At 31.0% G+C, this 21,855-nt stretch carries 22 protein-coding genes; 6 read left to right on the forward strand and 16 right to left on the reverse strand.

Annotation, left to right across the window (positions count from 1 at the left end):
* Window positions 1-4: 4 nt before the first annotated feature.
* The 6 genes from PYW35_RS07075 to PYW35_RS07100 form a co-directional block, all read right to left on the reverse strand.
* Window positions 5-622, reverse strand: coding sequence for a phosphoribosylanthranilate isomerase (locus PYW35_RS07075; RefSeq protein WP_103323281.1), 618 nt, complete (start codon window positions 620-622; stop codon window positions 5-7).
* Window positions 612-1,406, reverse strand: a complete 795-nt coding sequence (gene trpC, locus PYW35_RS07080; RefSeq protein ID WP_103323282.1) for an indole-3-glycerol phosphate synthase TrpC — start codon at window positions 1,404-1,406, stop codon at window positions 612-614. Before trpC ends, PYW35_RS07075 begins: the two co-directional genes overlap by 11 nt.
* A complete protein-coding gene (gene trpD / locus PYW35_RS07085; protein ID WP_103323283.1) occupies window positions 1,390-2,406 on the reverse strand; it encodes an anthranilate phosphoribosyltransferase in 1,017 nt (338 codons plus the stop codon). The genes trpC and trpD overlap by 17 nt, the downstream gene beginning before the upstream one ends.
* Complete coding sequence (locus PYW35_RS07090; RefSeq protein ID WP_016911474.1) at window positions 2,372-2,968, reverse strand: anthranilate synthase component II; 597 nt, start codon at window positions 2,966-2,968, stop codon at window positions 2,372-2,374. The genes trpD and PYW35_RS07090 overlap by 35 nt, the downstream gene beginning before the upstream one ends.
* Window positions 2,965-4,368 (reverse strand): anthranilate synthase component I, encoded by a 1,404-nt coding sequence (locus tag PYW35_RS07095; protein WP_103323284.1) that lies wholly within the window; start codon window positions 4,366-4,368, stop codon window positions 2,965-2,967. Before PYW35_RS07095 ends, PYW35_RS07090 begins: the two co-directional genes overlap by 4 nt.
* A gap of 508 nt (window positions 4,369-4,876) precedes the next feature.
* A complete protein-coding gene (locus tag PYW35_RS07100; protein WP_103323285.1) occupies window positions 4,877-5,923 on the reverse strand; it encodes a M42 family metallopeptidase in 1,047 nt (348 codons plus the stop codon).
* Between the two features lie 113 nt (window positions 5,924-6,036).
* On the opposite strand from PYW35_RS07100, the gene PYW35_RS07105 reads away from it, so the two are divergent.
* Complete coding sequence (locus PYW35_RS07105) at window positions 6,037-7,128, forward strand: prephenate dehydrogenase (RefSeq protein WP_103323286.1); 1,092 nt, start codon at window positions 6,037-6,039, stop codon at window positions 7,126-7,128.
* Window positions 7,129-7,256: 128 nt separating this feature from the next.
* Here the strand turns inward: PYW35_RS07105 and PYW35_RS07110 are convergent, their stop codons facing one another.
* Both PYW35_RS07110 and PYW35_RS07115 read right to left on the reverse strand, forming a co-directional pair.
* On the reverse strand, window positions 7,257-7,982 hold the full coding sequence (locus PYW35_RS07110) for a DUF3169 family protein (protein ID WP_103323287.1): 726 nt from the start codon (window positions 7,980-7,982) through the stop codon (window positions 7,257-7,259).
* Window positions 7,979-8,182: a helix-turn-helix transcriptional regulator gene (locus tag PYW35_RS07115; protein ID WP_016913215.1), complete on the reverse strand. Its 204-nt coding sequence runs from the start codon at window positions 8,180-8,182 to the stop codon at window positions 7,979-7,981. Before PYW35_RS07115 ends, PYW35_RS07110 begins: the two co-directional genes overlap by 4 nt.
* 208 nt (window positions 8,183-8,390) lie before the next feature.
* On the opposite strand from PYW35_RS07115, the gene PYW35_RS07120 reads away from it, so the two are divergent.
* Complete coding sequence (locus PYW35_RS07120; RefSeq protein ID WP_103323288.1) at window positions 8,391-9,905, forward strand: Na+/H+ antiporter NhaC family protein; 1,515 nt, start codon at window positions 8,391-8,393, stop codon at window positions 9,903-9,905.
* Window positions 9,906-9,983: 78 nt separating this feature from the next.
* Here PYW35_RS07120 and PYW35_RS07125 read toward each other — a convergent pair whose 3' ends face one another.
* From PYW35_RS07125 to mqo, 7 genes are all read right to left on the reverse strand, one after another.
* Complete coding sequence (locus PYW35_RS07125; protein WP_103323289.1) at window positions 9,984-11,126, reverse strand: glycerate kinase family protein; 1,143 nt, start codon at window positions 11,124-11,126, stop codon at window positions 9,984-9,986.
* Window positions 11,127-11,239: 113 nt separating this feature from the next.
* Window positions 11,240-11,656, reverse strand: coding sequence for a VOC family protein (locus tag PYW35_RS07130; RefSeq protein WP_188350450.1), 417 nt, complete (start codon window positions 11,654-11,656; stop codon window positions 11,240-11,242).
* 112 nt (window positions 11,657-11,768) lie between these two features.
* Window positions 11,769-13,049, reverse strand: coding sequence for a hypothetical protein (locus PYW35_RS07135; RefSeq protein ID WP_103323290.1), 1,281 nt, complete (start codon window positions 13,047-13,049; stop codon window positions 11,769-11,771).
* A 26-nt stretch (window positions 13,050-13,075) separates the two neighbouring features.
* Complete coding sequence (locus PYW35_RS07140) at window positions 13,076-14,155, reverse strand: energy-coupling factor transporter transmembrane component T family protein (protein WP_103323291.1); 1,080 nt, start codon at window positions 14,153-14,155, stop codon at window positions 13,076-13,078.
* 168 nt (window positions 14,156-14,323) lie between these two features.
* On the reverse strand, window positions 14,324-15,547 hold the full coding sequence (locus PYW35_RS07145; RefSeq protein WP_103323292.1) for a Y-family DNA polymerase: 1,224 nt from the start codon (window positions 15,545-15,547) through the stop codon (window positions 14,324-14,326).
* A gap of 135 nt (window positions 15,548-15,682) precedes the next feature.
* Window positions 15,683-16,087: a sporulation protein gene (locus tag PYW35_RS07150; protein WP_016912294.1), complete on the reverse strand. Its 405-nt coding sequence runs from the start codon at window positions 16,085-16,087 to the stop codon at window positions 15,683-15,685.
* Between the two features lie 225 nt (window positions 16,088-16,312).
* Entirely contained in the window at window positions 16,313-17,797 is a 1,485-nt protein-coding gene (gene mqo, locus PYW35_RS07155; protein WP_103323293.1) for a malate dehydrogenase (quinone), read from the reverse strand.
* Between the two features lie 400 nt (window positions 17,798-18,197).
* Here mqo and PYW35_RS07160 point away from each other — a divergent pair, with 400 nt between their 5' ends.
* Both PYW35_RS07160 and PYW35_RS07165 read left to right on the forward strand, forming a co-directional pair.
* On the forward strand, window positions 18,198-19,208 hold the full coding sequence (locus PYW35_RS07160) for a cation diffusion facilitator family transporter (protein ID WP_103323444.1): 1,011 nt from the start codon (window positions 18,198-18,200) through the stop codon (window positions 19,206-19,208).
* A 2-nt stretch (window positions 19,209-19,210) separates the two neighbouring features.
* Window positions 19,211-19,396 (forward strand): 2-hydroxymuconate tautomerase, encoded by a 186-nt coding sequence (locus tag PYW35_RS07165; RefSeq protein ID WP_016912291.1) that lies wholly within the window; start codon window positions 19,211-19,213, stop codon window positions 19,394-19,396.
* Window positions 19,397-19,483: 87 nt separating this feature from the next.
* Here PYW35_RS07165 and PYW35_RS07170 read toward each other — a convergent pair whose 3' ends face one another.
* The gene (locus tag PYW35_RS07170) at window positions 19,484-20,461 is read right to left on the reverse strand and encodes an LCP family protein (protein WP_016912290.1); all 978 of its coding nucleotides are present in this window, start codon (window positions 20,459-20,461) and stop codon (window positions 19,484-19,486) included.
* Between the two features lie 154 nt (window positions 20,462-20,615).
* Between PYW35_RS07170 and msrA the strand changes: the two genes are divergently transcribed.
* Window positions 20,616-21,116 (forward strand): peptide-methionine (S)-S-oxide reductase MsrA, encoded by a 501-nt coding sequence (msrA, locus tag PYW35_RS07175; RefSeq protein WP_103323445.1) that lies wholly within the window; start codon window positions 20,616-20,618, stop codon window positions 21,114-21,116.
* A gap of 96 nt (window positions 21,117-21,212) precedes the next feature.
* A complete protein-coding gene (locus tag PYW35_RS07180) occupies window positions 21,213-21,830 on the forward strand; it encodes a DedA family protein (protein ID WP_016912288.1) in 618 nt (205 codons plus the stop codon).
* Window positions 21,831-21,855 lie beyond the last annotated feature (25 nt).

Raw genomic sequence — 21,855 nt, forward strand, 5'->3', positions numbered from 1 at the left:
GCTATCATCCCTTTACATATGTTAATAATGTTTCTATTTTATTATGATCTTTTTGACCATTCGTTTCTATTCCACTTGATATATCATAGCCAGCGTTGTTTAAATTCAATTGTTCTATTTGCTTAATTTTATCGACATTGATACCACCAGCTATTAAATAAGAAATATCTTTTATTTCATTTAAAAGGGACCAATCATATGATTTACCTGTCCCTCCATAATTTTTAGAAGGTGTATCGATTAAAAACAAATCAACGTCATCTTGAAACGTTTTAATATTATTGAATAATGAGTCATTAGCAGGCAATGCTTTATAAATTTTGATGTGTGGGTATTTCCCTTTTATTTGTTTAATAAAATCGATTGTTTCATCTCCGTGAAATTGAATTGTATTAATAGATGTTTGTTCTACTAATCTTTCAATTTCTGCAAAAGATAAATTCACAACAACAGCTACAATATCTATATAGTTAGGAATACGTTCACTTAATGTCCCAATGTCTTCTATAGTGACATAGCGTTTACTTTTAGGAAAAGTAATAAAACCAATAGCATCAACTTTATTATGAACTGCCGTTTCTATAGTAGCTTCATCTTGGAAACCACAACATTTAATGAACATGTTGGTCACCTTGTTTTTTCAATCTTAAACTTGGTAAAAACACCTCTAAATTTGGATGTTTCATAAGAGATTCACCAATTAGTGCACCATCTATTCCACTGTCGATAATACTTTCTACATCTTCTAATGTACGAATGCCACTTTCTGATATATATGTGACACCAGGTTTAATCGACTTTAATATTTCATTTGTATGTTTAACATCTGTTACAAAGCGTTTTAAATCTCTATTATTCACACCAATTAATGCTGCGTCAATTTCGTGTGCAACAGCTAATTCAGCTTTATCATGAACTTCAACAAGAACTTCTAAACCTTTACTGATTGCATAGTCGTATAAGCTTTTAAGTTCCTCTTTCGTTAATATATTAACAATTAACAATACGATTGAAGCACCAACGTGATATGCTAAATCAATTTGTCTTTTATCAATTATAAAATCTTTACATAATACTGGTAACGTTGTTTTTGTCGTTAAAATTTGTAGTCGTTCATAACTACCATCAAAATATTTTTCATCCGTTAATATAGATATAGCAGAAGCACCATGTTGTTCATAAAGCTTTATTTGTGTAGCCATATCTCTTTTAGGAATATCGGATACGGTTGGACTTTTCGCTTTTAATTCTGCAATGATGTTTAATTGATGATCATTTTTCACGCGACTTAAAAATGACGTTTTATGCTGAACATCGACTTTATCTAATGCCTCTAATTTTTGTTCATAATAATTTTCATCAAGTAAATGTTTTTTATATTCAACGATTTCATCCAATATTGTCATAAACTTTTCCTCCTACAGATTCTAATATATTTAACGCTACTTTTTGATCAATCAATTCTTCTGCTAAAGTAACACCTTCTTGGATGGTATGTACTTTATCGCCTACATATAATGCTAATGCTGCATTTAAAACTACAACATCTCTTTTAGGTCCTTGATCGAGACCAGTTAAAATATTTAACGTAATTTCTTTATTTTCTTCAGGTGTACCTCCATTTAAAGCATCATTACTTGCAGTTTGAAGGCCATAATCTTTTGCATTGACCGTATAATTTTCAATTCCGTTTTCTTGAGAAATTTCATATATTTTATTGTCGCCTGAAAGTGTAGCTTCATCCATGCCACCTGCACCATGGACTACAATCGCACGCTTACGACCAAGTTTATACAATGCTTCTGCAATTGTATAAAGTTTAGTCTCGTCATACACACCCATGACTTGATAATCTAATTTATATGGATGAATCATTGGACCTAATAAATTAAATGTTGTAGGTGTTGGAATTGTTTTTCTAACTGGCTGTACAATTTTCATGATTGGATAAGTTTCTGTTGCACTTAAAAACGCTAAATGCGTTTCGTTTACTCTTTCAGTAGCTTCACTAATAGGTGTTGTATGGATATTTAAAGCTGATAGAATATCAATGCTTCCTGTTTTAGAAGTGATGCTTTTATTGCCATGTTTCAATACTTTTAAACCAGCTGCTGCAACTACGAAAGAAGCGGTTGTAGAAATATTAAAACTACCAGAATGATCTCCACCAGTACCACAAACACAAATACTATTTTCTATATAAGGTCTATCTTTGTATGTTGTCTCAATTAAACTTTGTGTTAAATTAGACAATTCATCTGATGTTTCACCTTTCATACTTAAAGCAACCAAATGTGCAACTTTCAATGAAACATCTACTTGTTCGTTCATCATAAGATCTACAAAGTTCTTCATTTCTTGCTGTGTTAAGTTACGATATTGAATGAGTTGTTTTAAAGTGTTCATTGTTTGCACCCTCCGTCATAGTATTTATAAATGCTTTTATAATTTCACGACCATATTCAGAAGCAAATGATTCAGGATGATACTGTATTCCGAAATGTGGTTTGTTTATATGTTCAAATGATTGAATGGCATCGATTGTTCTTCCGGTAACTTTTAAGCAGCTTGGAAAAGTTGCTTCGTCACTTATTAATGAGTGATATCTCATAATTTTAAAATGCTGTTCACATGCTTCATATAATATAGATGAATCTATCAAATTGATTTGATCAACTTTGCCATGCTTTACCTCTTTACCCACTATGACTTTTCCACCATAGTATGTCGTCAGTGCTTGAGCACCTAAACAGATGCCTAAAATCGGTTTATCTTTATATGCATCGATGATTTTTCTTAAATCATCCGTATCTTCTGGATGACCAGGCCCAGGAGATATGACGAGCCCATCAATTTCTAAATTCAAAGGCGCTTCATCTGGGTGATAAATGACGACTTCTTCAAATTGTTTAATTAAGTCAACTAAGTTATAAGTGAATGAATCATAATTATCGATTACTAATATCATGGCGATACCTCCAATAAACTTTTAGCTTTTATCATCGTTTCTTTTAATTCTTTTTTCGGGTCTGAATCATAAACCACGCCACACCCAGCTTCGACATTAACGTATTCTTTATCAACGACCATCGTTCTGATCGTTAATGCAAAATCTAAATCATGATTACAGTTAATGTAACCAACACCACCTGCATAAATACCACGTTTTTGTTTTCTGCTTTCATAAATTCTCGTGATAGCTCTAGTCTTAGGTGCACCAGATACAGTACCTGCTGGTAATAATGCTGTTATCATTTGAAGCGGTGTTACTTCTGGCTTAATTTTACCTTCGACGATTGTAACGATATGCATCACATGTTCAAACCTTTCAATCGTCATGAGCTTTGGCATAAATACGGAACCCGTTTGAGCAATCATATTCAAGTCGTTTCTACCTAAATCTACAAGCATGCGGTGCTCTGCTAACTCTTTCTCATCTGTTAATAATGCGATTTCATTTTGTTTATCTTCTTCTTCTGATTGTCCACGTTTATTCGTACCTGCTATCGGATTTGTTGTAATGACTTCACCTTCTTTTTTTATAAAGCTTTCTGGTGATGATCCAATAATCGTTCTATCATCGTCGTCTATATAGTACATATAAGGACTTGGATTTTGTCTTTTTAAATTTTTATAAATTTGAAGTTTTAAATTCTCACTATTTTCTTGTTCAAAATAATGTTTATATTTATAAATTCTTGAAGGGACAACTTGGAACATGTCACCTTTACTAATCAATGATTTATAATGTTCAACTTCTTTCATAAAATCTTCTTCAGTTATATTAGTTTCTAACGCGCCTCTTTGATGATGTTCAATTTTATTTTGAAATAGCGATACATTTTTTAGATTATTGATCATGTTATCAAGTTCTGAATCGATTTGTTCTTCATTTTTCCCACTAAATAAATTTGAAGTGATAATGAAAAGTTCTTCTTTAAAATGGTCAAAAATGTAAGCAGATTCAACTAAGTTGAACGAAGCATCAGGTATCTCCGACTTCACTTCTATTTGCTGTAATAATTTATTTTGATACCTTATTAAATCAAAGCTACAATATCCAATCATTCCAGAAATAAAAGGTAAATGGTTAAGTGCTTCTGGTGTATCTTCAACTTTCATTTCGTTTATAAAAGTTTCTAAAGATTCATATGGTGTTTCTTTTTTAATTTGTTCTTCACCATTTATCAGTATTTGAAAGTAATCATCATATAATTTAACTTTTCCAACTGCATCAAATGCAACTATAGAAAATCTACCTTTCATTTGATCTGTACTTGCACTTTCTAAAATCATCTTTTTATTTTTAATTTGAGCTAAAGTTTCTGGCGTAATATCAGCATTTAATTTTTTGAATTTAATAATCATTGTTATCCTCCTTAATAAAAAAACCGCGCATAAACATCCTAATGTAACAGGACGCTTATGCGCGGTACCACCTTGATTAATAAGTTATCACTTATTCACTCATTCGATATTCAATTATTTATGACATGATCCCCATTTCTAAATTAAAGTGTGTTAGTTTGCATCACCCACTAACTTTCTATGTGCTACTATCTTTAATTTATACTCATGACCACTTAATTTTGTATACAAAAAGACACCACAGTATACGCTCTCTGTAAGGACGCGTTACCGTGGTGCCACCTTAGTTAACATTTAATCAATATGTTCACTTTAACAATCATTCAATTTATCATTCGAAAGCCCATTTCTCTCACTGTGTGTCGTGCTAATTTTCATCAACCATTAGCTTTCTATTCGCTACAAACATCACGAGATACTTATCTTTCAAATTCCGAATAACTTCTTCGGATTAATTAAATATCACTATACGAGAATATATTTTAAAAGTCAACCCTTATATTCCACTTTAACTATTAATATTTGATAAACAATAAGCTCTTAATAATTTTTCACTTTCCAATATTGAATCTTCATGTGTACGTTCTAATGCATGTGATGATTCAATACCTGCACCAAATAGACCATGTCTAATATCGGCACCAGCATGTAAAGCTGCAGAAGCATCTGAACCATAATAAGGATAAATATCTAATTTATACTTAATATCATTTTCTTTACATAATTCAACAAAATGATTTCTTAAGCCAACATGATATGGTCCTGAAGCATCTTTTACACAAATTGAGACAGTGTATTCATCTGAAGCTTGACCGTCTCCTAATGCACCCATATCAAAAGCGATAAATTCTACAACATTTTCAGGAATACTTGAATTTGCACCATAGCCAATTTCCTCATTATTAGAAATATAAAATTGAGTTGTATGTGGCAATTCAATATTTTCTTCTTTAAGATATTTTAAAAATTGCAGAATCATAGCTACACTTGCTTTGTCGTCTAGATGACGTGATTTCACAAATCCTGATTCCGTATGCACAAATCTCGGTTCGAAGCTTACTGCATCTCCGATTTCTATACCTAACGCTCTAGTATCTTCAGCATTAAATGTCTTTTCATCAACGCGCACTTCCATATGATCAGCATTTCTAGGAATTTCAGTATTATTTTTATAAACATGAACACTTGTCTCATGTAAGCAAATAGTACCTGAAATCTCTTTGCCACTTTGAGTCGTAATAGTACAATACTCCCCTTCAATCGCATTCCAGCTAAATCCACCGATTAAGTCTAATTTTAGTCTGCCGTCTTGATTAATATCTTTAACGATTGCTCCGAGAGTGTCAACATGTGCTGTAATAAGACGTTGTTGGTCATCATTTTTTCCTGGAACATGAATAAATAATCCACCTTTATGTGTTACACTCGTATCATAATTTAAAGATTCAGCTATTTTTTTACAGTATTCAATTGCTGGATCTGCAAAGCCTGATGGACTATTAATATGCACGAGCTCTTTAATGGTTTCTATCGTTTCATTTACATTAATTGTCATGATTCCACTCCTTTTACATTTATTATCATTCTATACTTTTTAAGAAATAAATCAATAACACTTGCTTTCACACACTAACTTACTTTAAACTATTAAAGTAATGGAGGGATTTTATGCAACGCATATTTATAGTTGGACTTGGATTAATTGGTGGGAGTTTAATTCAAAATATTAAATTTCATCACCCTAATATACATATAACTGGTTACGATTATTTCGAAAAATATTCAGATATCGCTTTATCAATGAAAATGATTGATGAGATCGCTACCGACTTTGATTCAAGTGCTCGTAACGCAGACTTAATTATTCTCGCTACACCTGTACAACAATCAATAGAATACGGTAAAAGATTATTAGAGATTGATACGAAACCAGGTTTAATTGTTACAGATACAGGCAGTACTAAATTAGGTTTAAGTTCATTAGAATCAAAATTACTCAATAAAAATATCCATTTAATCGGTGGTCATCCTATGGCAGGAAGCCATAAATCTGGTGTCATCAATTCTAAAAAACATTTATTTGAAAATGCTTATTATGTATTAATTTTTGATAGGAAAGAAAACGAAGCAGCTTATAGTGAAGTTAAACATTTATTAGAACATACCAAAGCTAAATTTATTAAAATGTCAGCGAAAGAGCATGACTACGTAACAGGTGTAGTAAGTCACTTCCCTCACGTTATAGCTTCAAGTTTAATTCATATGAACGAAGAAAATACTCAAGTTTCAGATTATGTTAAAACATTAGCAGCTGGAGGTTTCCGTGATATTACACGTATCGCAAGTAGTAATGCTGATATGTGGCGAGACATCACATTAGAAAATCGAGAACACCTCGTCACTTTAATGGAAAATTGGATAGAACAAATGGAACATACAAAAGAAATGATCCAAGAAGGAAATCCAGCATTAATTCATGATTTTTATCAATCAGCCAAAACATATAGAGATAAACTCCCTATAAAAGAACAAGGTGCATTAACATCAACATTTGATTTATATGTGGATATCCCCGATAAACCAGGTATGATCAGTGAAGTCACAAGAATATTAGGTCAAAACCATATCTCTATAACAAACATTCGAATCTTAGAAGTCCGAGAAGATATAATGGGTGCCTTAAGATTAAGCTTTAAATCAAGTAATGATAGAGATAGAGCAATAGAAGCCTTAAACACATTCGATACGTATACTTTGTAAGTATGAATTAAACACAAAGCCCAAACCTGTGATAAGGTTTGGGCTTTTTTTGCTAGTATCTAGTCGATAAATTGGTGATGATATTGTATACAACATCAAATAAAAAAACTACCGAAGTAACGGCAGTTTTAAAATGTTTCTGATACTTTTTTAGTGTAGTACATTGTGTTTACTAAATATAAAATAATCAATAACGATACACTGAAAAATTGATTGTTATTTGAAGTGATAGAGAATATAGAAGCTAGTCCTATAATCCAAATGATTAATTGTTGATTTAATGAAAATGTTTTTTGTAGTGCCACTAATGTAATATATTGCTCGCCACTATCCATCATATCTACTAATTTTTCATTTAATTTTTTGTCTCCTGCTTTTGGATAATTTCTTTCAGGATATAATTTTCTCAAATTCGACAAATGCATATATGATAATGGTGCTGTTATAACCAGTGATAAGCAAGTAATGATAAGCCCAATTACACTTGGTTCTTCTGATAAATTAATCACGATATTAAGTATTATTAATGCTAGTGTTGTTATAAGTCCAAGCAAAACTGGTGGATATATTAATGTTTTTTCTAATTGCACTTCTATTTCATCTTCGTCATCAGTATTAGTGTCTAATTTCCTATATTTTTTTGCTTTTTTATAAACATTCATTAATATACAGATTAAAATAACTATAACGATGGCTAATACTATCGTTGTGATATTCGTCTGCAATTTTGTGAGCTGAATTTCTAAAAATTTATGACTAGAGTCAAACAATGTTACTGCTAGCCCTCCAGCTAAACCACCAATAATCATATATAGAATAAAGTTTCCTATAAACATGATTTTATTCTTTTTCATAATTCATCCTCCTCGAATATGAAAACATTTTCTACATTTTCTTTGAGTATTCTTGCTATTCTTACAGCAGTCAATACTGATGGCATAAAGTTATTACGTTCTATTAAGGAAACTGTTTGTCTTGATATGCCTGCTCTTTTTGCCAATTCAGTTTGGTTAAAGCCTTCTCGTGCTCTTAACTCTTTCACCCTATTCTTCATCTGACCACCACCTACTTTCACTAATATATACTATTATCGTCAAAATGACAAGTATAGTTGTCATTTTTATAACTATACTTGTCACTCATAATGTATGAGTATACATTTTTATGTTTATTTATTAAAAATTTATTTACTAATTATAAATTTTATGTAATGATTTAATTTATTACAACATTCAGACTAATTTTCAGGGAGGTTATATATTATGGATAGTTTTGGCTTCTGGTCAATCATACCACCAATCATCGCAATCATTATGGTGTTGTTAACACGTAGTGTAATCGTTTCTCTTTTCTTAGGACTTTTTTCGGGGATATTATTACTCACAAGTTTCAACCCTATTTCTTCATTAAAAAAATTATTAGGCGACTACCTATTCGTTACAGTTGCTGATGAATATAATGCAGGCATTCTTATATTATTAGTGTTCATCGGTGGATTTGTAGCGTTACTCGAAAATTCAGGTGGCGCTAAAGCTTTTGCTAATCATTTTATCTCGGGAACTAAGAGTAGAATTAAAATTCAATTGGCAGCGTGGTTTAGTGGTATTATCATTTTCTTCTCTGAGATGGGCACACCTCTAATTGTTGGACCAATTTATGAAAGTTTATTTGATAAAGCTAAAATTTCACGAGAAAAGTTAGCGTGGATCATCGATTCTACTGCATCTCCAGTGTCAGTTATGATTCCATTTATTGGGTGGGGTGTTTATATTATGGGGTTAATAGACACTGAATTTAAGCGTTTAAGTATTGATATGACTTCATGGGATGCTTTTATCACATCGTTACCTTATTTTATTTATCCTGTACTTGCAGTTCTGATCGTACCTTTAATTGTTATATTAAAATTAGATTTCGGTCCAATGAAAAAAGCAGAAGAACGTATCATGAATAGTGGCGAAATTTATTGGGAAAATGCTAAACCTTTAAGAGAAAGTATTGATACTGATCAAGATGTAGAAAGTAAAAGTAAACCTATACTTATATGGTTACCTATTCTTATACTTATCATCTCTTTATTCACATTATTAGCACCTAAAGGATTTCCATTCCAAAGTGTAGAAGGAAAAGATTTTAGAATTGCGCTCAGCTTATCTTATTTCTTTTCTGCAATATCAATCATTATTATGATGCTGATTTTTAAAGTAAAGACTATTAGTCAATCATTAAACATTTACACTTCAGGCATGAAAAATATGACGGATATTTTAATTATTTTAGTTTTAGCATGGTCTTTAGGAAGTGTGTTAGATAAATTAGGAACTGCTAACTATATCGTGCAAGTGATAGACGGTACAATTCCACCAGCAATTGTGCCTGCCCTCATCTTCTTAGTCGGTGCGTGTATGTCCTTTGCCAATGGTACTTCATGGGGCACATTTGCAATCATGTTACCATTAGCAATACCACTTGGTTATCATTTAGATTTACCTTTAACAGTATGTATTGGTGCTGTCATTTCAGGCGGTATATTTGGGGATCATAGTTCACCTATATCAGATACAACGATTCTTTCTTCTACTGGTGCAGGTGCTGATCATAAAGATCACAATAAAACACAAGTACCAATTGCAATCTTTAATGGTGTTGTAACAGCTATCGCATTACTGATTACAAGCATGATTGACTTTAAGTTCACACTTGTTATAGCAATTATGTTTATGGTTATCGGCGTATTCATTATCCATAAAGTTCAAAAATATAAATATAGTACATAAGAAATCACCCAATCCGAAAATGATTCCAACGGATTGGGTGATTTATTTTAAGTTAGTATTTATATCGTAAACTCTTTTTTATTTGATGTTACGTATTAATGTTCTAAACACTTGTTCAGCTTGTCTCTCTATTAAATATGCACTATTTGTCATTGCGTCATTCAAATTCATTGGACCATTTGTAATGCTAAATGCAGCAGTTAGACCTTGTGTATAAAGTTCTGACAATTCTCCTTCAACACTACCTCCTAATGCTATAGTTGGAATGTCGTTTTCTTTTGCTAATTGACATATACCAGATATCACTTTACCACCTGCTGTTTGGCCATCTATTTTGCCTTCACCTGTTATAATCAAATCGATTTGTTCTTGTTTTAATAAATCTCTGAATTTCACAAAATCCACAACAAGTTCAATGCCTCTTTTTAATTCTGCATTTAAAAATGCAAGCATACCACCAGCTGTTCCACCTGCAGCACCAGCACCTTCAATATAATGAATAGACATACTTTTTTGCTTTTCAACGATATTAGCAAAATGTTCTAAACCATTATCAAGACTTTTAATCATCTCTTTTGTAGCACCTTTTTGAGCGCCAAATATATAACTTGCACCATTAGCTCCAATAAATGGATTTGTAACATCACAAGCAATCTCAAAGTTCGCATCTTTAACTTCAGGCATTACTTTACGCTCATCAATAGTTGCTAAGCGATTTATATATTGACCACCTAGTTCTAGCGGCAGTCCATTCTCATCTAAAAATTGGTATCCTAATGCTTGTAACAAACCAACACCAGCATCGTTCGTTGCACTTCCACCTAAACAAATAATAAAATCTTTAATACCTTGTGCTAATGCATCTTTAATCAGCAAACCAGTACCATAAGTTGTTGTTATCATTGGATTAAGCTCATCATCTTTAAGCAAGTCGATGCCCGAACTCGTTGCAAGCTCAATAATTGCAGTCTTACCATCGCCCGTAATACCATATTTTGATTTAATCGCTCTATTTAAAGGATCCACACTTTGAACATCCACAACATGACCCTCAGTAGCCTGAACTAAGTTAATCATCGTACCTTCACCACCATCAGCCATCGGAAGAATAACAGTATCCGTTTCAGGAGAAACTTTTAGAATGCCTTTCTCAATAGCTTGAGCAACACTTAAAGCATCCGTACTCCCTTTAAAGGAATCTGGTGCAATCAAAACTTTCATGTATAACGCCACCTTTATTCTAGGTTATTCAATATATATTTTATCATTTAAATACCCTTAAAATATGTAAAAAAATATTACGCTAACTTTATCGTTAACGTAATAATCATCATCTATTCTTGATGTGTATAACTTAAATCCCAACCTATACCAAATTTATCTATCACTTTAGCATAAGTTTGGCCCCAGAAGGCTTTTTCAAGTTCCATTTGAACTTGTCCTTCTTCTTTAAAAATATTATAAACTTCATTAATTTGTTCTTCGTTTTCAAATTCTAAAACAATGTATATGTTATGGTTCTTGTTTAATGAGTCATCATCATTTGGTATGTCGGAAAACATAAATAAATGACCATTTACTTCTAATTGTGCATGAATAATTCTGTTAGAATCTTGTGCCACATCTACTCCTGCGTCACCATATGTTTGTGATTCTCTTACACTTCCATCTAGCGCTTCACTATAAAATGCTAATGCTTCTTCGCAAGTTCCGTTAAAGTAAAGATAAGGTGTAACTTGTTTAATCACCATGCACCACTCCCCATATTTGATTGTCGGTCAAAATAAGTATATAAATGTGCGTAAAGTTTGTCAAATGTTAATAATATTTACATAATTCATATATTGTCATATATGATTACATTTATGTTGTTTTATATACTTGTTTTTGAACATCCCATGAAATATTTAATGCGTTAAATATTTTACCAATGTTACTTTCTAACTTACAACTATCTATATTTCTTATGAAATTAATATGAATTTTATCATGATAGCTTATAATACCACAGTTATATGGGCTATCAGATCTTGTATTGAGTATGCAATCGAAGGATTCAATATATTCATCCATTTTTTGGTCTAGCTGAATTAATCCTATATTTGATACTGTTAAGCAAGTTGATTTTTCACTAAACTTAAATGCCTTTTTCATGAATAAATTTTTAAGAAACAATGGCATATATTTCACCAGGACATTATTTTGTAAACTTACATTTTTATTCATCGTATCTTGCATACGTTCTTTTGATAAACCTTCTTCAAACTGTTTTTTAACAGAGTCTATTATATCTGTTAAAGTTTCGCTTTGTAGAGTTGGGTGGATTTGAGGTTTAATATATAATACAAAATTCCTTAATGTTTGACTGTTAAACATATTTCTCAAATCTATTGGTAGAAAGATACTAATAGGCCGTTGATGTCTTTTTGATATTTCTTGCTCCTGTAAATCTAGCAGTGCCTTCATAATAATTGAACATATTAATACAGTAAGACTAACTTCCATTTTTTTAGCTAAAGATTTAATGTCTTCAATATCTAGAATAAATTTTTCAATAATTAATTGATTCATTTTCTTACCTTGTAATTGATAAACCTTATTGTATGTTTTATTTATTTTCTTATCCTGTATCACTTTATCTTTTTGGTAGCTATCTACAACTTCTCCATCCGATATATCATCTTCAGCAAGTAAAATATCTGTTGTGGAACTGATATTAATATGATGTTTTAATTTAAGGTATTCATATGCTAATGATTTAACAAATATCATACCACCTCTACCATCAGTTAAAGAATGAAATAATTCAACATGTATACTTTTCTCCGAGTATAAAATTCTAAACGCACAATTATATAATGCTTCGTTTGACATAGGTTTAAGTAGTGCTGTATCTTTTTTTATTTTCGGCGCTTTTTTAATGGGCTGTTGATAATACCAAAATAAATCATTTGTTATCCTCGCTGCAATTGTCGGAAACCTTTTATATATATTATTCAATGATTTTTGTAATATTACTGGATTTATTTCTTCTTTAAAATGTACTGAGATTCTAAACATATTGAGCCAATCTTTATTCTTAGATGCCATATGAATGATAGCTGTATTATCTAATTTCATTTTGTATTTATTTATATCACCCATGAACGAGACCTTCTCTCATTTTATAGTTACGCTTTTAATTCATTAAACTGAATTTCATAACAAAATTGCAACTTCCTATAATAGTCATTTTCAATAAAATCGGTTGGCTTTACTTTTGTTTGCTCAACATCGAAATAATGAACGTTGCCAATTTTTAAAATGTTATATACGAACTGCGAACAAAACATGATGTTAGGTCTAATAGATATTTTGGTAACAAGTCCAACTAAATTATATGCACTTCCTGTTTCATTTATTTCTCTTATTTTCTCAATCATGATTTTTTTGTTTTCTTTCGGAACATTTATTTTATATACCATTATACTCGCATCACTTTTTTTATTAAATGACTGCAACTGTTCTTGATTCAATCCTGGTAAAGTCACATTTTCTCCACCATTATAGCTAATAGTTGTTCTTAATTCTTTATCAAAGCTAAGTGATACATGATTATAGATTTTACGTGTGAATAATGATATTAACTCACTGGCTGAACTTCCAGTACTGGAAATAATGATATAGACATGTTCATCAGTTAAACTATTTTCACAATCTTTAAAGTAGTCATCATTTAATATGTCTTTATTTAAGTATTTAAAATAGCTATGCCTGGGTATATCATTTGCAATTTCGTTAATATTTTCTTTAGATAAAGCAACTTTACCTTTAGTGATATTACTTTTAAAATTATTTTTTCTTTTTACAACATCTCTTATCATATCAAAGCTAACAGACGATAGTTCGTTCATTGCAAATTGATGTTCAATTGTATAAATATAATGTAAATAACGTACAAAATACGGTATAAAAATAATGATGATAGCAATTAATTTTTTAATAAACAAAGTTATCCAAAGTGCTTGCTGATCAAAGACACCAACTGAAATATATACTTCTTGTAGCACTAATATTGCTATATAAATGATCGTGAAAATACTTTTAACTTTCCAACTATGTTTTGTAAGGTGAATATGTAATATTAAAATTGCTGCAGATATTGCATATATCACTACAAAAGCTACCGGTGTTTGTGAAAAGATTAAAGAGATGATCATAAAAAGTACTAATATTTGAATCAATATCATGTATAACTGTTTTACTTGCATATAAAATATGCCCCCAATAGTGAATTTCATAACTTATGCCGATTCATAAATCATTAACATAAGTTGTTTCTAAATAAGTATATATGAATTATTTAGCTTAAACAAAATATACATCATAAAATCAGCCTATATTTGTATGGCTGATTTTATAAGTTTAATTTGCCCACTTTAGTTTACGTTACTTAGTCTTAACGGACTATTTGATTGTCTATTAACTTTCTGTTTTCTTTTTGTTTCTTTTATGAGTATTTCAAGTGCTTCGTTTCTTTCTCTTTCAAATTTATCTATAAATGTATTAAGCTCGCGTGCCCTTTCAGGTACGAAGTTATTAAGAGAAATATTCAATTCATGATATTTTTCTTGCTTATCACATAGCTGTTCGGTAAAGCTCCATATAACTCTAAATATATCCATTGTTATATTTGTACCGTCCTTTAAAGTATATTGCTTAGATATACGATCATTCTTGCGACTTTTCATTGAAAATGAGATAGATTTTACTAATAAATTTCTTGATCTTAATTGCATTGTTAAACTTTCTACTGTTTCGAGTATCATACTTTTCATTTCATAATACTGATAATCTCTCGTAAGCTCTATGTCGCATGAAATACTTGGCTTTAGTAAACGATGCGCATCTTGAATATTATTTAAATCAAACCCATTACTGTTGAGATGCAATTCTTTCCCTATTTCTCCATATAATTTCATTAATTTATTTAATGGATAATGTGCTAAATCTCGAACTGTAAATATACCTAAATCATTTAAGTTCTTTTCTACACGATGATTAATACCCCACATTTTATTAAGTGGATGAATTGGCCATAATTTTGTAGAGATATCCTCATATTTCCACTCAGCGATAAGTTGTTTATTAACCTTTGCTTCTGATTTTAATGCCATCTTGCTCATAAACATATTAGGTCCAATCCCTATTGGACACTTTAATTGCGTTTCATGTTCAATTTTTTCCATGATCATGTTCGCAAATTCCTTTGGAGATGAGCAATAATATTTGTAAATATGAGTGATATCTATAAATATTTCATCGATATTAAACTGTTTTACGTCTTTGCAGTCTAGATATTGTAATAACACTTTATATATGGCTAATGAATCATTAACATAGTGATTCATATTTGGATTAATAATATATATATCACTTCTATGAGGTATTTCAAACAACCTTGAACCAGTTTCTATTCCTATGCCTTTTAATGGCTCTGTAGCATCTATAACAATAGCTCCTTGCCTTTTCGTATCCGATATAACAGCTAGTTTATGCTCAACAGGATTAATACCTTTACTCACACATGAAACATTTGCAAAAAAACTACTTTGATCTATGCACAAAATATATCTGTTCTCACGTAAACGATATTTATACATAAATTCACCTTCCATCGTCGTATTAATGTATTTTCATTATATACGAACACGTGTTCTATTTCAAGAATTATCCAAACTGTTTTTAATATAATAATGGAGGCTAAAACAATTAATTTGTCCTAGCCTCCATCACAATTATCTAATTATATTTAGTCTTTCTTCATCGTCAGCACCGACTGATTGATCTATATGAACATGTGTCTTAAGAAATATTTCTTCTGGTTCACCTTTAAATTCGATTTGTTCAAGTTTGAATTCAAATTCATACTCTTGGTGATCTTTCTTTTTAATTAAAAAGGATTTATTCACTTTATGCTTATGCAATTCATAATCAAATTCTGAAAAATCGCTATCCTCATTTTGATTATTGACACGTTCAATTAGTGACAACATAATATATTCAACTTTTAAGTCACATGAACCACCTTTAAATATAACTTTTCCTTTAATTGGTTCTTCTTCGTTAAAAGTTGTTTTTTCTAATCGCGTATCGATTGTTAGATTACCGACACCTATAGAGGTAAGTAATTTTTCAAACATAATACATATCCCCCTTAATCTTCATTAAAGATAGTTTAACCCGATTAAACTAAAATTTAAAGAGAATATATAAAGTTTTTATTATTTTCTAGATAACACTTGGTATTTTTAACGCTGACTCTTGCGGGAAAAGCATGCGCATAAAAAATGTAGACAAAGTCTAAGACTTTGTCTACATTCTGAAACATAGATATTTTATCTACGTTTTATTACGTATATGATTCATTACTTATATAAACCTAATGCTTTTGAAGTAGATGTATTTATTTCATTAAATAAATCTGGATGTTCTGATAAATTCAATCTAAATGATGGTATCATTTTTTTGATTTTTTCTTCCCATTCAACGAAATCTGCTGGGAAACATTTTTCTAATAATTGCAACATAACATGAACAGCTGTTGAAGCACCAGGTGAAGCACCTAATAAAGCTGAAATCGAGCCATCTTCACTTGTTACAAGCTCTGTACCAAATTGCAATGTGCCCTTTCCGCCTTCTTTCGTGTCTTTAATGACTTGAACACGTTGACCTGCTATGACAACATCCCAATCTTCTAGTTTTGCAGTTGGTACAAATTCTTTAAGTTCTTCTAATCGTTTTTCATCTGATAATAATACTTGTTCTACTAAGTATTTTGTTAGACCCATTTCTTTTAAACCTGCAGATAACATCGTAAATACATTATTAGGCTTAACTGAACCAAGTAAATCCATGTTAGATCCTGTTTTTAAGAATTTTGGTGAAAAACCTGCAAAAGGTCCAAATAGTAACGATCTCTTACCTTCTATATATCTAGTATCTAAATGTGGTACAGACATAGGTGGTGCACCAACTTTAGCTTTCCCGTAAACTTTAGCATCATGTTTAGCAATAACTTCTTCGTTATTACATACCATGAATAATCCACTTACAGGGAATCCACCTATATTTGAAGCTTCTTTAATATGTGTTTTTTGTAACAGAGGTAAACTTCCGCCACCAGCACCGATAAAGACAAATTTAGTATTGTGGTACTCCACTTTTTTAGTTTCTGCATTATATACTTTTAATTGCCATGTATTATCTTCGTTTCTACGTATATGTTGTACTGAATGATTGTAATTGAGTTCTACGTCTTGTTCTTTCAAGTTATCTAATAGTGAACGTGTTAAATTACCAAAATTGACATCAGTACCTGATTCAATCTTAGTTGCAGCAATTTTTTCGTTTGCAGGACGACCTTCCATCATTAAAGGCATCCAATGTTTCAATGTTTCAAAATCATCCGTAAAAGTCATACCTGGGAATAATGGATTACCTGACAATGCTTCACAACGCTTTTTTAGAAACTGGACGTTCTTTTCGCCATATACAAAACTCATATGTGGTACAGGACGAATAAATGTTTCAGGACTAGGTAAACTTCCTTTATTCACTAAATAAGTCCAAAATTGTTTTGATAGTTGAAACTGTTCGTTTATTTTAATAGCTTTATCTATATTAACCGAACCATCCGCCTCTTCTTTTGTATAGTTCAACTCGCATAATGCTGAATGACCTGTACCCGCATTGTTCCATTCATTAGAACTTTCTTCTGCCGGTTTTGATAATTTTTCAAATAATTTAATTTCTATGTTTGGTGATAATTCTTTAAGCATAATACCTAAAGTTGCACTCATAATGCCTCCACCAATTAATATTACATCTGTTTTCTTATGTATCGAATTCATAATTAACTACAGAGCCCCTTTCAATATTAATCTACTCGACTATATATAAATACCCATAAAAAAATATACAAATTTTCAAATTTGTTTAAAATAATCTATGTATTACTTCTATTATAAACCTTATAGATTCATTTAAAAAGTGACAACAAGTACACATAGTGTAATAAGTATATTTTAATATTAAGTTACATTAAAATAGTCGTATATTAGTATAACCTAATTACTATATCAACATAAATAGTATAACACATTCCCCCTATCGAGTGTTTTTAATTTTTCAAACTTTATCTATAGTTTACATAATATAATTATGATTTTTATAAAATAAATGCTTATCATGCGTTGATTCGTGGTATTAAAGTGATATAATCATAACAATCTATTTACAAAGGAGCTCAATATGAAAGGTCTTTTTAATTTACTTAAAAAAGGAAGCATGTCTTCCTTAACAGCTGCCGTCGTTAATTTTATTCTTGGCTGTTTAAAACTACTAGCCTTTATTTTCACTGGAAATATTGCTATGTTCGCTGAAATGATGCATTCATTTGGTGATGCTGCCAATCAATTATTTGTATTTTTAGGTTCTGCTTTCTCTAAGAGAAGCCCAAATGAAAAATTCCCACTTGGCTATGGAAGATTAATTAACCTTGTTTGTTTAATCGCTGTAATTATTGTAGGTATTCTTTCATACGAAACAGTTAAAGAAGGTTTTCACCACATTGTCCACCCTAATGACACAAATGGACCGTTATTATTCTTCTGGATAAACATAGGTGTTTTAGCAATTGGTATTGTACTTGAAGGTATTGTTTTAAGAAAAGCTGGTAAAGAAATATTAGAAGAAGCTGGTGAAAGCAGTAAAGGGTTATTAACACCTTTTACTAAAAGTTATTTACTGATAGGAAAAGCAAAGCCAGCCACTAAATTAGTATTTATGGAAGATACAGTTGCAACTGCTGGTGGGATCATTGCAGTTATTTCAATCATCATTGCAAGATTGACTGGTTTAGGCATGTTAGAAGGTATTGCCTCAGTTATAATCGGTATCATGATGTTTGTAATTGTAGGTATTATCTTTATAGAAAATGCTCAAGGTGTATTAGGTATTGCTGACCATGAATCAGAAATCCATGCTTCTAGAGTTATTTTAGATGATAAATCAATTGCTGACATTAAACGACTTGCAGTAATAAAAGAAGGAGAAGCACTTCATATTGAAAGTTTATTAGAAGTGAATCAAAACTTCACACTGAAAGAGTTGTCAGAAATAAGAAAACGGATTATATTAAAACTGTTAGACTTATCACACGTTGAAGATGTCAATATAGAATTCATTGAAGACGATGGTCAAACAGACTGGAGCGGAGATTCAGGTCCTTCAGCAAATATTCAATATAAAAAGGAGCGCTAAATATGCCAATCGTAAACATTAAATTAATTGAAGGTAGATCAGACGAACAATTAAAAGGTCTTGTAAAAGATGTCACTGAAGCTGTGCATCAAAATGCTAAAGCACCAAAAGAGAACATCCAAGTGATCATAGAAGAAATGAAACCTGAGCATTATGGCGTTGCAGGCGTACGTAAATCAGATTCATAAAAAATCAAAAAATCTCTTCACTAGTCTAAAACCTAGTGAAGAGATTTTTTATTTTGAGAATGGGTATTTATGTCTCAAATTGTTTCATTAATCGTTAAGAAATTTCTTTATTGCTTCTTTGTTCTTTTCTTTATCGATTTTAAGAACTGCTCCGTTTTCAAGATCATTCGCATTCGTATATGAACCTTTAACAGGAACTGTTAATGTTTTTATATCTTTATCGCCTCTAGCTATAAAACTAGCGCCCGTTTTATAGATTGTTTGGTCATCTAAATTAGTATTTACATAACCTCTTGCAATCCCTGCTAATTTGGGTGCTTTCACAACTGAATCGACACTTAGTAACTCAGATTTAAGACCTGTCATCACTTGCTGCTGTCTTCTCACTCGTCCAAAGTCACCTTCTTCGTCATGTCTATAACGTGCATAACCTAGCAATTCTTTACCGTTTAAGTTATGTTGACCTTTTTTCAGTGAAACACCTATTTTTTCAGACATATCTTTTTCGACATTGATTGGAACGCCTTTAGGTGATATTTCATCAACCATTTGCTCAAATCCATCAAAATCAATAATCGCATAATATTCCGGATCAATATCAAGATTTTTCTTCAATGTCTTACGCAGTAACTCAGGACCTCCTAATGAATATGCAGTGTTAATTTTATAATTACGATAACCACCTGGAATTTCTGAATATATATCTCTCATGACTGATACAATTTTAAGATCTTTCTTCAAATAATCGTATTGAACAATCATAATTGAATCTGTTCTAGGTTGTGAATTATCTACTTTGCGGTCTTCCCCTAATACGAGAACATTTACTTTACCATCGTTTCTTGTTGTACTATGGAATTTATGTAATTCCTGCTTTTTACCATGGTCTGAAGAAACTTTTAAACCTGATTTATAAGAAGCATTAATATAAAATCCTAAACAAACTAATAATAAGATGATACCTAAGATAATAAAAGGTCTTTTTTTTATTCTACGCTTTTTATTTCTTTTCGGTACATTCGTTTGACGAGTGCCTTCTGTTTCTGATTGATTTTGCGAAGTCATTGTAACCAGCCTTTTATCTTCAAAATTGAGTCTAAATATATTATAATGAGACTCATACATTAAGTTAACCAATTTCTCTATTAAAAATCAAGAAAAATTGCAAACCTAATTAAAAAATAAGACTTGAGACTGAATAAAGGATGGTAAAAATATAATGAATATGAATAAAGCGTATTTTGCAGGTGGATGCTTTTGGTGTATGGTTAAACCATTCGATGAATATGAAGGCATTGATAAAGTAACTTCTGGCTATATGGGAGGTACAACAGAAAATCCAACTTACGAAGAAGTGAAAAAAGGCGATACTGGTCATCTAGAAGTAGTCGAAATCCAATATGATGTTGCTTTATTCTCATATAACAGATTATTAGAAATTTATTTTGCAATAATCGACCCTACTGATGCACACGGACAATATCAAGACCGTGGAACACAATATCAAACAGCAATTTTCTATACGAATGACGATCAAAAAAAATTAGCTGAAGAATATATAGAACAATTAAATAAAAAGCTGCCAGAAGGTAAATCCGTTGTAACGAAACTATTACCATATCAACCTTTTTACGAAGCTGAAGATTATCATCAAGATTTTTACAAAAAAAATCCAACTCGCTATCAAGAAGAACAAGAAATTAGAAAAAGCTTAAAATAATGATGTGATAAAATAACAGTAAAGTATACAATAGCGTTATACAATACTGTTATTTTTATGTACACACATTATGAATTTTTTATTAAGGAGTATGTTATGGAACAATGGATTACTGAATTTATGACACAATATGGATATATTGGTGTCTTTATACTCGTATTTTTAGAGTATGTTATACATCCCTTCCCATCAGAAATTATATTAACATTCGCAGGATTTATGACATCTCAATCAGACCTAAATATTATCATTGTATGTATTATCACAGTTATAGGTGCTGTACTTGGTGCGCTTGTTTTATACAGCATCGGTGCATATATAGGTGAAGATCGATTATATAAATTTATACATAAACGTGGTAAATATATAGGTATCAAAACTCAAGATTTAGATAAAACAATTAAATGGTTAGATCAATACGGTCATTGGGCTATCTTTATTGGACGTTTTATACCGATTGTCAGAACGCTCATTTCATTGCCAGCAGGTATTACGAAAATGAACATACCTCTATTTATATTATTAACAGCAATAGGAACGGGCATGTGGAATATATTTCTTATTATGCTCGGTAAGACATTAGGTAAACATTGGCATGAAATTATAGTTTATGTAAGTATGTACTCTAAAATATTCATGATAGTTATAGCCGTAATTGTACTTTACGTCATTTATTTATGGTATAAGAGAATTAAAGAAACACGTGTTCAATAAATAGCACAAAAAAAGAAGACCTTTA

This window comes from Mammaliicoccus vitulinus, assembly GCF_029024305.1.
In the GTDB taxonomy this organism is placed as follows: domain Bacteria; phylum Bacillota; class Bacilli; order Staphylococcales; family Staphylococcaceae; genus Mammaliicoccus; species Mammaliicoccus vitulinus.

Coding starts and splice junctions, on each gene's coding strand:
- PYW35_RS07075 (WP_103323281.1), bottom strand. CDS start 622: ATGTTCATTAAATGTTGTGGTTTCCAAGATGAAGCTACTATAGAAACG.
- trpC (WP_103323282.1), bottom strand. CDS start 1,406: ATGACAATATTGGATGAAATCGTTGAATATAAAAAACATTTACTTGAT.
- trpD (WP_103323283.1), bottom strand. CDS start 2,406: ATGAACACTTTAAAACAACTCATTCAATATCGTAACTTAACACAGCAA.
- PYW35_RS07090 (WP_016911474.1), bottom strand. CDS start 2,968: ATGATATTAGTAATCGATAATTATGATTCATTCACTTATAACTTAGTT.
- PYW35_RS07095 (WP_103323284.1), bottom strand. CDS start 4,368: ATGATTATTAAATTCAAAAAATTAAATGCTGATATTACGCCAGAAACT.
- PYW35_RS07100 (WP_103323285.1), bottom strand. CDS start 5,923: ATGACAATTAATGTAAATGAAACGATAGAAACCATTAAAGAGCTCGTG.
- PYW35_RS07105 (WP_103323286.1), top strand. CDS start 6,037: ATGCAACGCATATTTATAGTTGGACTTGGATTAATTGGTGGGAGTTTA.
- PYW35_RS07110 (WP_103323287.1), bottom strand. CDS start 7,982: ATGAAAAAGAATAAAATCATGTTTATAGGAAACTTTATTCTATATATG.
- PYW35_RS07115 (WP_016913215.1), bottom strand. CDS start 8,182: ATGAAGAATAGGGTGAAAGAGTTAAGAGCACGAGAAGGCTTTAACCAA.
- PYW35_RS07120 (WP_103323288.1), top strand. CDS start 8,391: ATGGATAGTTTTGGCTTCTGGTCAATCATACCACCAATCATCGCAATC.
- PYW35_RS07125 (WP_103323289.1), bottom strand. CDS start 11,126: ATGAAAGTTTTGATTGCACCAGATTCCTTTAAAGGGAGTACGGATGCT.
- PYW35_RS07130 (WP_188350450.1), bottom strand. CDS start 11,656: ATGGTGATTAAACAAGTTACACCTTATCTTTACTTTAACGGAACTTGC.
- PYW35_RS07135 (WP_103323290.1), bottom strand. CDS start 13,049: ATGGGTGATATAAATAAATACAAAATGAAATTAGATAATACAGCTATC.
- PYW35_RS07140 (WP_103323291.1), bottom strand. CDS start 14,155: ATGCAAGTAAAACAGTTATACATGATATTGATTCAAATATTAGTACTT.
- PYW35_RS07145 (WP_103323292.1), bottom strand. CDS start 15,547: ATGTATAAATATCGTTTACGTGAGAACAGATATATTTTGTGCATAGAT.
- PYW35_RS07150 (WP_016912294.1), bottom strand. CDS start 16,087: ATGTTTGAAAAATTACTTACCTCTATAGGTGTCGGTAATCTAACAATC.
- mqo (WP_103323293.1), bottom strand. CDS start 17,797: ATGAATTCGATACATAAGAAAACAGATGTAATATTAATTGGTGGAGGC.
- PYW35_RS07160 (WP_103323444.1), top strand. CDS start 18,198: ATGAAAGGTCTTTTTAATTTACTTAAAAAAGGAAGCATGTCTTCCTTA.
- PYW35_RS07165 (WP_016912291.1), top strand. CDS start 19,211: ATGCCAATCGTAAACATTAAATTAATTGAAGGTAGATCAGACGAACAA.
- PYW35_RS07170 (WP_016912290.1), bottom strand. CDS start 20,461: ATGACTTCGCAAAATCAATCAGAAACAGAAGGCACTCGTCAAACGAAT.
- msrA (WP_103323445.1), top strand. CDS start 20,616: ATGAATATGAATAAAGCGTATTTTGCAGGTGGATGCTTTTGGTGTATG.
- PYW35_RS07180 (WP_016912288.1), top strand. CDS start 21,213: ATGGAACAATGGATTACTGAATTTATGACACAATATGGATATATTGGT.